The sequence below is a fragment of the Bradyrhizobium sp. KZN70725 genome, from assembly GCF_055264925.1.
In genome coordinates, this window is sequence record NZ_JBUYWT010000005.1 from 91,135 (window position 1) to 104,090 (window position 12,956).

Sequence of the window (12,956 nt, forward strand, 5' to 3'; positions counted from 1 at the left end):
GAGCTATTTGTAGCTGTAGGTGGTGCCGGCCGGCAGCGGCAGCTCGGTCTCGCGCTGCATCTGGCTCTTCGGCCACACCACATAGGATTTGTCGTCGATATATTGCAGCACCACCGGGAACGAGCGCGCGTTCTGCCCGGCATACTGCTCTCCCTCGCCGTAGAACTTCACGCCGTAGCCGAGCATGGTGCCGCCCTCGGGTATGTCGGTGTCGAGCGCGGCCTTGCGCAGCGCATCCGGATCGACGCCGCCATACTTCTTGATCGCGCGCGGCAAGACGTCGTCGAGGAAGACATAGGCGTTGGCCGCGCCGATGCCGACATGGGCGGATCGGATCGGCACGCCGGGCTTCAGCCGGTCAAACTCCTCGCCGACCATCTTGATGACCGGCGGCAGCTTGGGATCCATGTTCTTCTGGTTGGCAAGCCAGATCGAGATCGGGTCGGTGTTAAAGAGATAGTTGGCGTCGGTGCCGAGCCCTTCCTTCAGCTTTTCGTAGACGCCGTAGCCCGCGCCATGGCCGACAATGGCGCCGAACTTCAATCCCTGCTCGCGGGCCTGGCGGAACAGCAGGGTAATGTCCGGATTGTAGCCGGTGTGGAAGATCACGTCGGGCTTGGCGCGCTTCAGCTTGGTCACCAGCGCCGACAGATCGGGCGCGGTCGCCGAATAACCCTCCTTGAGCACGATGTTGAAGCCGGCTTTCTTGGCGCCGGCCTCATTGCCCTTGGAGACGTCGACGCCATAGGCGCCGTCCTCATGGATGATGGCGACGCGGAGATCCTTCGGCTCCTTGCCGAACTTGGACATGGAGTATTGCGCGATGAAGTCGGTCGTCATCATGCCGTACTGGTTGCCGGCGGCCTGCGGACGGAACACGTATTTGTAGTTCTTGCCGTCGAACACGCCGGAGGAAATGCAGGTCGTGATCCACATGAACTTCTTCATCTGCTCGACCCGCGCCGACACCGGCACGCATTGCGCCGAGGAGAAGAAGCCCATCACCATGTCGACCTTTTCCTGCTCGAGCAGCCGGACGGCCTCGTTGATCGCGATGTCGGGCTTGCTCTGCGCGTCGGCATAGACGGCCTCGACCTTGTAACCCTCGACGCCGGTCTTGGCGTAATGGTCGAGCATGATCTTGACGCCGGTGTATTGCAGCTCGGAGCCGCCGCCGGCCAGCGGGCCGGTCAAATCGAAGATCACGCCGATCTTGATCTTCTTGTCCTGCGCATGCGCTGCATTGGCCATACCAAGCGCCGCAAGCGCGACAGATAGACCCGCAAGCCAGCGGGCAGCCCTCCTGACCGGCATGAATCCCTCCCCAGAGATTGTGCACTGCATTTTTTGTTGTCGTGCCGCCCTATCACAGGGGGAGCGGCCGATGATGTCAAGCGCGATGGCTGCGTCCGCACCGCGCAGGCTTGCGCAAAGTTTCGGCGGAACGGTGCCGACGCACGGTGCTCGGGCGCGCGCGTGGCAGCGGCAATTTATCCGCGGGGCCGTTCCATGCCGGCCCGTTTGATGGCCGCGAGCAAGATATCGCTGTCCGAGACAAGAAAATCGATCAGGCGCTTGGCGGCTTCCGGCGCTTGCGCGTCGCTGACGATCGCGGCCGTGAAGGTCTGGACCAGCTGGAAATCTGGCGGCAACAAACCGACAACTTCGATGCCACCCTCCTGAACCAGTTCGCTGGTCGGGCCGATCGAGAGATTTGCCTTGCCTGCTCTCAGCGCTTCGGCCGCTTCGGTTCCGCGCGCCTCGAGGGTGAGCCTGACCGTGTCCGGCAAGTTCAGCCTGGGGAAAACCTTGTCGCGGACGTACTGCCCGCTCGTGCTGCTCGGCGCCACCACCTGGCCGGCATCGATCAAGGCTTTCGTGAGCGCGACATCATTGCCGATGTCCGGCTTGCGAGAGCCTGCTCGAACCGCCGCGGCCAAAGGTGCCGTCGCCAGTCCGGCTTCCGATCCCGCACGAATTCGGCCGTCTTCGGTCAGACTTCGAAGCCCCTCGCGCGAAAGGATCACCACATCCGCTTTGGTGCCGTTCGCAAGCTGCTGCCTGATCGTCTTCGGACCGGTGCCCTCCGACGCGCCCGATCCGGTCTCCACCCCGATGCCCGTGCTTCGCTCGAATTCAGGCAGCACGTCGCGGTAGACCGTAGCGAAACCACCCGAAATGATGACCTTGATCGTGTTGGGGCCATCGGCGATTGCCGGTGTCGACGCAGCGGCAGCGGTGCCTTGCTCGGTCATTGCGCATTCCTTCGCCTAGGCCGGCAGCTGCGTCTCGATGAATGCGGTGACGAAGCGCGGCATTGCGGGAGTGAGATCGGCGCGGCTGCGCACCAGATGGATGCCCGCAAGCTCGGGATTTGCCTGGCGCGCGAGATTGGCCTCGATCCGCGCCCGCAGCGCGTCACCGGGCATATCGACGCGCAGGATCCGCATCATCGCAAGCGCAGGCCCGGTGTAGATGCAGTGCCAATCGGCGTCGCCGCGGCAATCCGATGGCAACAATCCCGTCTCCTCCTCGAGTTCGCGCATCACGCTTCCGGCGATATCGACCGTGTCGCCCCTGATATCGTCGAGATCGGGCGTCCCTGACGGGAAATAGATGCGGCCGGCATTCGCGGTCTGCTCGCCCATCACCCCGCACACGAAGGCGCCGTCGCTGGCGAGCAGCGCCCCCATGCCGAAACCGTTGAACACCTCGCTGTCCGGAAAGCCCCAGTCGCGCCAGGCGAGGAAGCTCGCGAAATCGGTCTCGAAATAGCTCGCGCTGAGCCGCTCGCCGGCGAAGACCGGATCGCGCCCGAGCAGCACACGGCCGTTCCACAGGTTCGGGTTCAGCCGCTGCTGCTCGGCGAAATGCGCGTCGATCTCGACGCGCCGCTCGTCCGCAAACGGCCAGGGACGCCGCTGCAAGGCAAGGTCGAGCGCGGCGACACGACAAATGAGCGGAGACTGCATATCCGAACGTGTTTACTTCGCGTTTCCGGTCGTCTTCTTGACCTGGTCGACGAACTTGTTGGTGTAGGTCTTGGTGACGTCGATGCCGGCCTTCGCGACATCGGGTGACCCTTCGCTGAACACCGCGAGCACCGCCTCTGCGCCCTTGGGGTCCATCTTGCCGGTCTCGGAATACATCGGGATCGTGTTCTTCAGGGCCGCGAGATACTGCGCCTTGTCCTTGCCGACGAGCTCGTCGGGCATCTTGGCCATGATGTCTTCGGCGCTGTGCGAATGGATCCAGGCCAGCGTCGCCATGATCGCATTGGTCAGCGCCTGCACCTCCTTCTCGTGGCCGTTGACCCAGGCCGCGGTCGAATACAGCGCGCCGCCGGGATATTCGCCGCCGAACACCGCAAGCGTGTCGTGCTGGGTGCGGGTGTCGCTGAGGATCTTGAGGTCCTTGTAGCTGCCCTGCAGCACGGTGACGGCAGGATCGAGCATCACGGCGGCGTCGATCTGGCCCTGCTCCATCGCGGCCACCGCAGTGGCGCCGAGGCCGACGCCGATTACGGCGGTGCCCGTAGGATCGAGGCCGTTCTTCTTCAAGAGATATTTCAGGAAGAAATCGGTCGAGGAGCCCGGCGCGCTGACGCCGACCTTCTTGCCGGCGAGATCCTTGATCGAGTTGATCTCGCCGGTGTGCTTCGGCGACACCACCAGCACGAGGCCGGGATAGCGGTCATAGACCACGAAGGCCTGCAGCTCCTGCTTCTTGGCCGCAAGATTGACGCAGTGGTCGAAATAGCCGGAGACGACGTCGGCGCTGCCGCCGAGCACGGCCTTGAGCGCATCCGAGCCGCCCTTGAGGTCGACCAGTTCGACCGCGAGCCCGGCCTTGTCGTATTCGCCGAGTTGCTTGGCCAGCACGGTGGGCAGATAGCACAGGCAAGCGCCGCCCCCGACCGCGATGGTGATCTTGCTTTGCGCCGCGGCAAGGCCCGTGGACAGGGTCAGCGCCAGCAGCATTCCGGCAAGCTTGCCAAGCAGTTTGTTCATGACGTCCTCCGTTCGACTGGCCGGCAAGATAGAGGAGCCGGCAGGCCTTGAGAAGGCGACTTTCCGACAGCTGGTCAAGCCTGCGGGGGGGGGGGGGCGGCATAGCATCGCGGATACAAGAAAACGCAGAAGAAGCGCCAAAACCATAAGTACCAAGAATACTTCAAGGGAAACATCAAGGGAGGTCTTCATGAATCGTATTGCAACCGCGCTGTCGATCGCTACCGCCTTTGCCGCGAGCTGTGGCATCACCCATTTGCTGCGGCCGGCGCTCGCCGCCGAAAACATCACGGCGCGGGTCATCCACACCGGCGAGATGGAGGGCGACAAGCTCGGCGACGCCAACAAGGTCGGCTTCCGTTCCAAGATGTTCGTCTCCGCCGACGGCGCCACCGTCTCTATCCAGGACGGCAATGTGCCGAAGCACATGCATCCCAACACCAACGAGATGCAGTTCGTCCTCGAAGGCACCGGCACAGTCTGGCTCGGCGACAAGGAAGTGACGGTGAAGCCGGGCGACCTGATCGTGATCCCGAAGGGCACGCCGCATGGCGGCACCAAGCCGAACGGCCGCGCCATCAAGGCCATCGCGATCAAGACGCCGCCGCAGGCGCCGGATGATACCAAGCTGCTGGATTGATTACGGCCATCCTCAACGTCATTGCGAGCGAAGCGAAGGCAATCCATCTCTCCGGATAGGCGGACCCATGGATTGCTTCGTCGCTTCGTTCCTCGCAATGACGAAAGTCGCGCGCGCGCCGGCGCCGGTTCCATGACATGACACTTGACAGATAATTCACTTGCCCCAAGTTCGTTCGCTCCATAGTATGACGATCGTCATTTAATAGAAAGCTAGACCCATGAGCCTGGACGATCACCCCACGGTCAGGGCTGTGCGCGCTCGCAGCAGCGAACCGGTCCGCGACGTCCCGGTTTCATCGGAACTGATCAAGGACATCGCGCGCAGATGCGGAGCCGATGATGTCGGCATCATCGAGTTCGAACGGGCCGCCATCGCGCCGCAGCGGGACTTCATTCGCAAGGTCTATGGCCGGACGCGCTCCCTGCTCGCGATCGTCTGCCACATGAACCGCGAGCCGGTGCGCTCGCCCTCGCGCTCGGTCGCCAACGAGGAATTCCACAGCACCTACGATCACGTCAACGAAACCGCGCGTGCCATCGTTCGCGCGCTCGACGAGCACGGCATCCCGGCCTGCAACTCGGTTGCCGCGTTCCCGATGGAGATGGACCTGCCCAGGATCATGATGGTCCAGCACAAGCCGATAGCGGTGGAAGCCGGTCTCGGCCGCATGGGAATCCATCGCAGCGTCATCCACCCGAAATTCGGCAGCTTCGTCCTGCTCGGCACCATCCTGCTCGGATGCGAGGTCGACGCGCATGACCACCCGATCGACTACAATCCCTGCCTGGAGTGCAAACTGTGCGTCGCGGCCTGCCCGGTCGGCGCCATCAAGCCGGACGGCGGCTTCGATTTCCTGTCCTGCCACACCCACAACTATCACGACTTTCTCGGCAACTTCTCGCAGTGGGTGGAGAAGGTCGCGGATGCAAAGGACGCAAGGGATTATCGCGCCCGCGTTCCCCGCACCGAGACGCTAAACATCTGGCAATCGCTGTCGTTCAAGCCTGGCTACAAGGCGGCCTATTGCATTTCGGCTTGCCCGGCCGGCGAAGACGTGATCGGCCCCTTCCTCCACGATCGCGACGCCCACTTCTCCGATGTGGTGCAGCCGCTGATCGACAAGGACGAGTTCGTCTACGTGATCCCGGATACCGACGCCGAGGACACGGTGACGCGGCGCTTTCCGCACAAAAAACTTCAGCATGTCACGTCTGGCCGCCATACCGGCAGCCTGCAGGCCTATATCTTTTCGCTCTCGCTCGGATTCCAGCGCGGCAGGGCCCGAGGTCTGGATTTCGTGACGCATCTGCGCTTCACCGGCACGAGCGCGCTGGACATGACCGTTGCGATCAAGGGCAAGGATCTCCAGGTCGTGCCGGGACGGCATGTCGGAGAGGCGGCTCTGACCATCACCGCCGATACCCAGGCCTGGCTGCGCGTGCAGAACCGCGACCTCGAACTGGCCGACGCGATTGCCGCGAAGCTGGTGAGCTACAGCGACGAAGCATTGTTCGCCGCCTACATGCGGTGCTTCCCGCTCTGAGCCGCAGCGTAGGTGCGTAGGGTGGCTTACGCCTTCGGCTATCCCACCCTACGCATCCTACTGCCCTGCTTCTTACTGCGCGGAATCGATCAGCTGTTCGAGATCGGCAATCAACCCCGGCCCGGTCGGCTGCCATCCAAGCTTCCCGCGCGTCTGCTCGCTGGAAGCCGCCATGTCGTATGCCGCGAACGTGCCGAGCCAGCCAAAGAAGGCCTGCGCCTCTTGCGGGGCGATGGATTTGACCGGCAGCTTCAGCCGCCGTCCGATCGTTTCGGCAATATCGCGCATCGAGACCCCCTCTTCCGCGACGGCGTGATACCTTGCGTTCGGCTCAGCCTTTTCGATGGCCAGCCGGTAGAGACGCGCCACGTCGAGAACATGCGCCGCCGGCCAGCGATTTTGCCCATCGCCGAGATAGGCGCACGCGCCCTTTTCGCGGTACACCGCGATCAAGGGGGTGATGAGACCCTGCCTGACGGGATCGTGGACCTGGGGAAGACGCATGGCCGACGCGCGGACGCCCTTTAGCGACAGGGCCGTCTGTTCCGACACACGGGGAAATGAGAAATCCGGCGATATCGTTTGGTCCTCAGTCGCGATCTGGCCGGGCGCGGCCAATCCCGCCAAGCCCCCGGTCACGATCAGCGGCCTGTCCGATCCGGCCAGAACAGAACCCAGCGCTTCGATGGCGCGGCGGTCGATCTCGCAACTCTTCGCGAAATTAGACCAGTCGTGAACGAAGCCCAGGTGAATGACAGCATCCGAAGCGCTCGCCCCCTTGCGTAAGCTATCAAGGTCCTCGAGCGAGCCGCGAAGAACCTCCGCGCCAATGGCAGAGATCGCGTTCGCCCCCTCGTCCGAACGGGCCACACCAAGAACCTGATGTCCGGCGGCGATCAGGTCCTTGACGACGGGCGTGCCGATGAATCCGGTGGCACCAGTGACGAACACACGCATGAGGAAGTCTCCAGGTTTCGTTGGAGACAAATCTGGCCCCGCGCGCTATCCTGTTAAAGTAGTGACCTTATCATGGTATAATAGCTAACAGGATGAGCGAACCGCTCGCGCAAGAGAACCTGCTCGGCGCCTACCTGAAGGACCGCCGCAGCAAGCTCGATCCGGCCGTGTTCGGCTTTCCGCCGGAGCGGCGGCGCACGCCGGGCCTGCGCCGCGAAGAGGTGGCGCAGCGCGCCAACATCAGCGCGACCTGGTACACCTGGCTCGAACAGGGCCGCGGCGGCGCGCCCTCGGCCGATGTGCTCGACCGCATCGCGCGTGCGCTGATGCTGACCGATGTCGAGCGCGAGCATCTGTTCCTGCTCGGCCTCGGCCGCACGCCCGAGGTGCGCTACCAGAAGAGCGAAGGCGTCACCCCCCGGCTGCAGCGCGTGCTCGACGCGCTGGAGCCGCGCCCCGCCGTGATACGCACCGCAACCTGGGATATCGTCGCCTGGAACCGGGCCGCGACCGTCATGCTGACGGACTACGGATCGCTGCCGGCGCGCGAGCGCAACGTGCTGCGCTTCATGTTCCTCGATCCGCGCGTCCGCGCGGCACAACATGACTGGGCCAGCGTGGCGCGCTTCGTGGTCGGCGCCTTCAGGGTGGACGCTGCGCGCGCCGGCGCAGCTGCCGAGGTGCAACCCTTCGTCGACGAGTTGTGCCGGCTCAGCCCGGAATTCGCGGCGCTGTGGCGCGACAATGACGTGCGAGCCCATGGCGAGGGCGTAGAGCAGCTGCGGCACCCGATCCTGGGTCAGGTCAAGTTCGAATATTCGGCGTTCGCGGTCGATGGCCGGCCCGACCTCAGCATGATCGTCTACAATCCGATTGACCCGGAGGTGACGGAGAATATCCGCGGGTTGATCGAGGCAGTACCCTAATCATGCGTCACCGGCGTCGGCCGCCACACCAGCAGCCGATTCTCGACCATCGTCACGCCCATGTCGATCAGGATGACGAAGGCGGACAGCACGAACATGCCCGCGAACACGCCGGCGACGTCGAAGACGCCCTCGGCCTGCTGGATCAGGTAGCCGAGGCCGGCGGCGGAGCCGAGATATTCGCCGACCACCGCGCCGACCACGGCAAAGCCGACCGAGGTGTGCAGCGAGGAGAACATCCAGGACAGCGCCGACGGCCAGTAGACGTGGCGCATCAGCTGCCGCTCGTTCATGCCGAGCATGCGGCCATTGTCGAGCACCGTGGTCGGCACTTCCTTGACGCCCTGGTAGACGTTGAAGAACACGATGAAGAACACCAAGGTCACGCCGAGCGCGACCTTGGACCAGACGCCGAGCCCGAACCACAGCGCGAAGATCGGCGCCAGCACCACGCGCGGCAGCGCGTTGACCATCTTCACATAGGGATCGAACACCGCGGCGACGCGCGGCTGCCGCGCGAACCAGAAGCCGACCAGAATGCCGCCGGCCGAGCCGATCACGAAGGCGAGGATGGATTCCCACAGCGTAATCGCGAGATGCTTCCAGATCACCCCGGTCGAGAACCATTTCACGATTTGGCTGAAGACGTCGAGCGGATTGGAGAAGAAGAACGGCGGCAACAGCACCTTGCCGAACACCGACACGGTGGAGAAGACCTGCCACAGCGCCAGCGTGACGACGGCGACCAGAACCTGCAGGGACAACAGTGTGACGCGCGACATCAGGCAGCTCCCGCCTGCGTCGACTGGACATAACCCTTCATCACCTCGTCCTTCAGCACGCCCCAGATCTCGCGGTGCAGGGCATGGAAATCCTTCTCCATCCGGATCTCGGCGATGTCGCGCGGCCGCGGCAGCGTGATGCGCCAGTCGCCGATGATGCGCGCGGAAGGACCGGCCGACATGATCACGACGCGATCGGCTAGCGCGATCGCCTCCTCGAGATCGTGGGTGACGAACAGCACCGCCTTGCGGTCGGCGCTCCACAATTCCAAGAGCAGATTGCCCATGATCTGCCGGGTCTGGGCGTCCAGCGGACCGAACGGCTCGTCCATCAGCAGGATCTTCGGATCGCGGATCAGGACCTGCGCCAGCGCAACACGCTTGCGCTGGCCGCCCGACAGCATGTGCGGATAGCGATTGGCGAAGGCGCCGAGCCCGACCGAGGTCAGCCATTTCTGCGCGCGCGCGAGCGCCTCGGCGCGCGGCGTGCCTGATATCTCGAGCCCGATCGCGACATTGTCGATCGCGGTCTTCCAGGGGAACAGCGCATCGGCCTGGAACAGGTAGCCGGCATCACGGTTGAGGCCGCTCAGCGGCTTGTCGAAGATCCTTGCCGTTCCGGCCGCGGGCTTGAGCAGCCCAGCCGTGACGTTCAGCAGCGTCGACTTCCCGCATCCGGTCGGACCGACAATGGCGACGAACTCGCCATGATCAACCGAAAGATTGGCCCGTTCGACCGCGGTATAGACGCGTCCATCCGCCAACCGAAACGCCACCGTCGCACTGTCAAGCGCGACCGCCGTCGGCTCCGTCATCGCCACGCATCCCTCCCGAACTTTCCGAGATGGCTTAGCGGTTCGGGCAGGCAAGTTCAACGCAGGAAGATGGCGTAGCAAACAAGGCTGTGGTCACGCGATTTTCAGACAGGCCGGGGTTGCGCAATTGCGCAACCGGGTTGCGCATTGCGCCGACATCGTCGAGGCTGCAGCCCAAAGCGACGAACAAGGAGACAATCATGCGGATCGCAGTGGTGGGCGCCGGAGGCGTCGGGGGCGGCTTTGGTGCGGCGCTCGCGCATGCCGGCGCCGACGTCACCTTTATCGCGCGCGGCGCTCATTTGGCCGCCATGCGCAGCGAGGGGCTGAAGGTTCAGGGTGGCCGCGGCGAAACCCATCTGGTCCCGACCCAGGCGACCGACGATCCGGCAAGCGTCGGCCCGGTCGATATCGTGCTGTTCTGCGTCAAGCTGTGGGACGTCGAGAGCGCCGGCCAACACATCAGGCCGATGGTCGGCCCCGACACCGCGGTGATCCCGCTGCAGAACGGCATCGACGCGCCCGACAGGCTGGTCCCGATTCTGGGACGCAACGCGGTGATGGGCGGCGTGGCACAGATCTCGGCCTCGATCATCAAGCCTGGCGTCATCAACCAGGTCGGCACCTTCATGCGCATGATCTTCGGTGAGCTCGACGGCCGCATCACGCCGCGCGGCAAGGCGCTGCTCGATCTCTGCCTGAAGGCCGGCTTCGACGCGACCTTGAGCGAGCAGATCAACACCGAGCTCTGGATGAAGTTCGTCGGCCTCGCCACCAATGCCGGCATGACCGCGGTCACCAGGCTGCCGATCGGCAAGCTGCGCGACGATCCCGATTTGCGCCCGCTCTTCGTATCGGCCTGCGAGGAGATCATCGCCATCGCGCACGCCAACGGCATCAGGCTGCCGCCGGATGCGCTGACGAAAGTGCTCGACTTCATCGGACACGCGCCGCCGGCGATGAAGGCCTCGATGGCGCTCGATCTCGAGCGTGGCAGCCGGCTCGAACTGCCGTGGCTGAACGGCAAGGTGGTCGAGTTCGGCCGCAAGCTCGGCGTCCCGACGCCGACGCACGACATGCTCTATGCGGTGTTGAAGCCCTATGCGATGGGCGCGCCGTCCTGATAGCCCAGCAGAACCGAAATCTGCCGGCCGGCCTCGCGCACCAGCTTTGAATATTCCAATAGCTTCCGCTCGTCGATGCGCGCGCTCGGTCCGTAGAGGCCGACCGAACCGACCACCTCGCCGCGGTGATCGAAACAAGGCGCGGAGACGGCAACCGCGCCGGCGAAGATCTCGCCATGGCTGGTCGCATAGCCGTTGCGCCGCGCAAAGGTCAGCGCGTCCTCGAGCCGCGCACGGTCCGCGCTCTTTGCAATGCTGGCAAGAAGCGCGGCTTGCCGCTTCGGGTCCATGAAGGCCAGCATCGCCTTGCCGGTCGATCCCTGGATCAGGCTCAGACTGTGGCCGACGCCGCGGCTGATCGAGAGCACGTGACGGCTCTCGCATTCGAGGATGCAGATGCCGCGATCGTCCTGCTCGCGGAACAACGCTGCGGTCTCGCCGGTCGCCTCGCGCAGGCCTTCGACGACCGGGCGCGCGATCGCGACCACCTCGAGACCCTTCAGCCAGACATGGGCCAGCTTCATCACGCCGTGCGACAACCGGAAACGCTGCGGGTCGCCTCCGGCCTGGATCAGGTCGCGCTGCGCCAGCGTCTGCAGCAGGCGATAGAGCGTCGGCCGGCTCAGCCCGACCCGCTTCTGGATCTCGATCACGCTCATCGCCGGCTGATCCGGCGTGAAGCATTGCAGGATCGCGATGGCGCGGTCGACGGCCCGCACGCCTGACGCCCCCTGCTCCGCGTCCAGAACCTCCGCCTTCGGTTTCTTTGCCATCCGTCCACATCCGCAAAATCGGCAGGGGCGCGCTGCATCCAGCGCGCTTGACCAAGCGGCCCGCGCGGATAGTATCGCAAATTATGAGAATAATGTCCACTAGATGGACATGCGAAAAATCGACGGGAGGATTGGAATTGCTGGAGACAAACACCTCGCGCAGATGGGCCGCCGCCGCGATCGCCACGCTGATGCTCACAGCGCCGCTGGCGTACGCCGCACCCGACGGCTCAGGCATCTCGGACGGCGTAGTGCGGATTGCGGTGCTGGGTGACTACGGCAGCGGCCGCGATCTCGGCGGGCCGGGCTCGGTGACCGCCGCCAAGCTTGCCGCTGAGGATTTTCACAACAAGGTGCTGGGCAAGCCGATCGAGATCATCTCGGCGGATCACCAGAACAAGCCGGACGTCGCGGTCGGAATCGCGCGGCAATGGTTCGACGTCGAGCATGTCGACGCGGTGACCGATCTCGCCGTGAGCTCGGTCGGACTCGCCGTCGCCGGCCTTGCAACGCAGAGCAACCGCACCGCGCTGGTCTCGGGCGCCGCGACGTCCGATTTGACCGGCGACAAATGCTCGCCCGTCGTCACGCATTGGGCCGACGACACCTACGCACTGTCGGCCGGCCTGGTCGGCGAGCTGAGCCGCCGCGTCGGCAAGGAATGGTTCTTCGTCGCGGTCGATTACTCGTTCGGCACCGCGATGGTGAAGGACGCCTCGCGCGCGGTGACCGATACGGGCGGCAAGGTGCTCGGCGCGGTGCGCTATCCCTTCAACACCACCGACTTCTCATCCTTTTTGCTGGCCGCGCAGAGCTCCGGCGCCAAGGTGGTGGCGCTGGCCGGCACCGGCGCCGACACCGTCAACGCGGTGAAGCAGACCCACGAATTCGGCCTGCAACAGGGCGGGCAGACCATCGTCGGCATGCTGACCTTCATCTCCGACGTCCATTCGATCGGCCTGCGCGACGCGCAGGGCATGTACATCGCGTCCCAATACTACTGGGATGATGACGACGGCACCCGCGCCTTCGCCAAGCGCTTCATCGAGATCGAGAAGCGTGAACCGACCAAATTGCAGGCCGCGACCTACGCCGCCGTGCGCCACTATCTGAAGGCGATCGAGGCCGCCGGCAGCGACGAGGCGAAGGTGGTTAACGGCGAGATGCGCAAGCTGCCGGTCGATTTCTTCGGCCGCCCCGCGCACATCCGCAAAGACGGCCGCGTCGTCTACGACCTCTCGCTCTACCGCGTGAAGAAGCCGGATGAGAGCAAATATCCCTGGGACTACTACCAGAAGATCGCGGCCATCCCCGGCGACAAGGCCTTCCGCCCCGAGGGAACGGGCGGCTGCAAGCTCGACAAGTAGGACGCACCATTATCGC

The 12,956-nt window shown here is 64.4% G+C and carries 14 protein-coding genes; 5 read left to right on the forward strand and 9 right to left on the reverse strand.

All coding sequences use genetic code 11. The annotated features are described in order from the left end of the window. Positions 1–3: 3 nt before the first annotated feature. The 4 genes from ACZBJS_RS06625 to ACZBJS_RS06640 all read right to left on the reverse strand — a co-directional run bounded on the left by ACZBJS_RS06625 (position 4) and on the right by ACZBJS_RS06640 (position 4,010). Positions 4–1,314 carry an ABC transporter substrate-binding protein gene (locus ACZBJS_RS06625; RefSeq protein ID WP_463438598.1) on the reverse strand — a complete coding sequence of 437 codons (1,311 nt, stop codon included), beginning with the start codon at positions 1,312–1,314 and terminating at the stop codon, positions 4–6. 176 nt (positions 1,315–1,490) lie between these two features. Continuing rightward, positions 1,491–2,255, reverse strand: a complete 765-nt coding sequence (locus tag ACZBJS_RS06630; protein WP_316393842.1) for a substrate-binding domain-containing protein — start codon at positions 2,253–2,255, stop codon at positions 1,491–1,493. Between the two features lie 15 nt (positions 2,256–2,270). Next, the gene (locus ACZBJS_RS06635; protein ID WP_456782044.1) at positions 2,271–2,972 is read right to left on the reverse strand and encodes an NUDIX hydrolase; all 702 of its coding nucleotides are present in this window, start codon (positions 2,970–2,972) and stop codon (positions 2,271–2,273) included. A gap of 12 nt (positions 2,973–2,984) precedes the next feature. Next, positions 2,985–4,010 (reverse strand): ABC transporter substrate-binding protein, encoded by a 1,026-nt coding sequence (locus ACZBJS_RS06640; protein ID WP_229190068.1) that lies wholly within the window; start codon positions 4,008–4,010, stop codon positions 2,985–2,987. A 190-nt stretch (positions 4,011–4,200) separates the two neighbouring features. Here ACZBJS_RS06640 and ACZBJS_RS06645 point away from each other — a divergent pair, with 190 nt between their 5' ends. Next, a complete protein-coding gene (locus ACZBJS_RS06645; RefSeq protein WP_253639119.1) occupies positions 4,201–4,650 on the forward strand; it encodes a cupin domain-containing protein in 450 nt (149 codons plus the stop codon). Positions 4,651–4,870: 220 nt separating this feature from the next. Next, positions 4,871–6,196, forward strand: a complete 1,326-nt coding sequence (locus ACZBJS_RS06650) for a 4Fe-4S binding protein (protein ID WP_057015068.1) — start codon at positions 4,871–4,873, stop codon at positions 6,194–6,196. A 72-nt stretch (positions 6,197–6,268) separates the two neighbouring features. Here ACZBJS_RS06650 and ACZBJS_RS06655 read toward each other — a convergent pair whose 3' ends face one another. Then, positions 6,269–7,153, reverse strand: a complete 885-nt coding sequence (locus ACZBJS_RS06655; RefSeq protein ID WP_316393833.1) for an SDR family oxidoreductase — start codon at positions 7,151–7,153, stop codon at positions 6,269–6,271. A gap of 92 nt (positions 7,154–7,245) precedes the next feature. On the opposite strand from ACZBJS_RS06655, the gene ACZBJS_RS06660 reads away from it, so the two are divergent. Further along, on the forward strand, positions 7,246–8,079 hold the full coding sequence (locus ACZBJS_RS06660) for a helix-turn-helix transcriptional regulator (protein ID WP_463438599.1): 834 nt from the start codon (positions 7,246–7,248) through the stop codon (positions 8,077–8,079). Here ACZBJS_RS06660 and ACZBJS_RS06665 read toward each other — a convergent pair. From ACZBJS_RS06665 to ACZBJS_RS06675, 3 genes are read right to left on the reverse strand one after another with little or no spacing between them, the layout of a single operon-like run. Next, on the reverse strand, positions 8,076–8,861 hold the full coding sequence (locus tag ACZBJS_RS06665; protein WP_057015065.1) for an ABC transporter permease: 786 nt from the start codon (positions 8,859–8,861) through the stop codon (positions 8,076–8,078). The genes ACZBJS_RS06660 and ACZBJS_RS06665 overlap by 4 nt on opposite strands. Beyond that, positions 8,861–9,676, reverse strand: coding sequence for an ABC transporter ATP-binding protein (locus ACZBJS_RS06670; RefSeq protein WP_057015064.1), 816 nt, complete (start codon positions 9,674–9,676; stop codon positions 8,861–8,863). Before ACZBJS_RS06670 ends, ACZBJS_RS06665 begins: the two co-directional genes overlap by 1 nt. A 34-nt stretch (positions 9,677–9,710) precedes the next feature. Further along, the gene (locus ACZBJS_RS06675; protein WP_168857129.1) at positions 9,711–9,878 is read right to left on the reverse strand and encodes a hypothetical protein; all 168 of its coding nucleotides are present in this window, start codon (positions 9,876–9,878) and stop codon (positions 9,711–9,713) included. Here ACZBJS_RS06675 and ACZBJS_RS06680 point away from each other — a divergent pair. Beyond that, entirely contained in the window at positions 9,877–10,800 is a 924-nt protein-coding gene (locus ACZBJS_RS06680) for a ketopantoate reductase family protein (protein WP_316393830.1), read from the forward strand. The genes ACZBJS_RS06675 and ACZBJS_RS06680 overlap by 2 nt on opposite strands. Here the strand turns inward: ACZBJS_RS06680 and ACZBJS_RS06685 are convergent. Beyond that, the gene (locus tag ACZBJS_RS06685) at positions 10,776–11,573 is read right to left on the reverse strand and encodes an IclR family transcriptional regulator (protein ID WP_316393829.1); all 798 of its coding nucleotides are present in this window, start codon (positions 11,571–11,573) and stop codon (positions 10,776–10,778) included. The genes ACZBJS_RS06680 and ACZBJS_RS06685 overlap by 25 nt on opposite strands. A 131-nt stretch (positions 11,574–11,704) precedes the next feature. Here ACZBJS_RS06685 and ACZBJS_RS06690 point away from each other — a divergent pair, with 131 nt between their 5' ends. Then, positions 11,705–12,940: an ABC transporter substrate-binding protein gene (locus ACZBJS_RS06690; RefSeq protein WP_410469681.1), complete on the forward strand. Its 1,236-nt coding sequence runs from the start codon at positions 11,705–11,707 to the stop codon at positions 12,938–12,940. Positions 12,941–12,956: the final 16 nt, after the last annotated feature.

Coding starts and splice junctions, on each gene's coding strand:
- ACZBJS_RS06625 (WP_463438598.1), bottom strand. CDS start 1,314: ATGCCGGTCAGGAGGGCTGCCCGCTGGCTTGCGGGTCTATCTGTCGCG.
- ACZBJS_RS06685 (WP_316393829.1), bottom strand. CDS start 11,573: ATGGCAAAGAAACCGAAGGCGGAGGTTCTGGACGCGGAGCAGGGGGCG.
- ACZBJS_RS06655 (WP_316393833.1), bottom strand. CDS start 7,153: ATGCGTGTGTTCGTCACTGGTGCCACCGGATTCATCGGCACGCCCGTC.
- ACZBJS_RS06670 (WP_057015064.1), bottom strand. CDS start 9,676: ATGACGGAGCCGACGGCGGTCGCGCTTGACAGTGCGACGGTGGCGTTT.
- ACZBJS_RS06630 (WP_316393842.1), bottom strand. CDS start 2,255: ATGACCGAGCAAGGCACCGCTGCCGCTGCGTCGACACCGGCAATCGCC.
- ACZBJS_RS06645 (WP_253639119.1), top strand. CDS start 4,201: ATGAATCGTATTGCAACCGCGCTGTCGATCGCTACCGCCTTTGCCGCG.
- ACZBJS_RS06635 (WP_456782044.1), bottom strand. CDS start 2,972: ATGCAGTCTCCGCTCATTTGTCGTGTCGCCGCGCTCGACCTTGCCTTG.
- ACZBJS_RS06675 (WP_168857129.1), bottom strand. CDS start 9,878: ATGATTGTCTCCTTGTTCGTCGCTTTGGGCTGCAGCCTCGACGATGTC.
- ACZBJS_RS06665 (WP_057015065.1), bottom strand. CDS start 8,861: ATGTCGCGCGTCACACTGTTGTCCCTGCAGGTTCTGGTCGCCGTCGTC.
- ACZBJS_RS06640 (WP_229190068.1), bottom strand. CDS start 4,010: ATGAACAAACTGCTTGGCAAGCTTGCCGGAATGCTGCTGGCGCTGACC.
- ACZBJS_RS06680 (WP_316393830.1), top strand. CDS start 9,877: ATGCGGATCGCAGTGGTGGGCGCCGGAGGCGTCGGGGGCGGCTTTGGT.
- ACZBJS_RS06650 (WP_057015068.1), top strand. CDS start 4,871: ATGAGCCTGGACGATCACCCCACGGTCAGGGCTGTGCGCGCTCGCAGC.
- ACZBJS_RS06660 (WP_463438599.1), top strand. CDS start 7,246: ATGAGCGAACCGCTCGCGCAAGAGAACCTGCTCGGCGCCTACCTGAAG.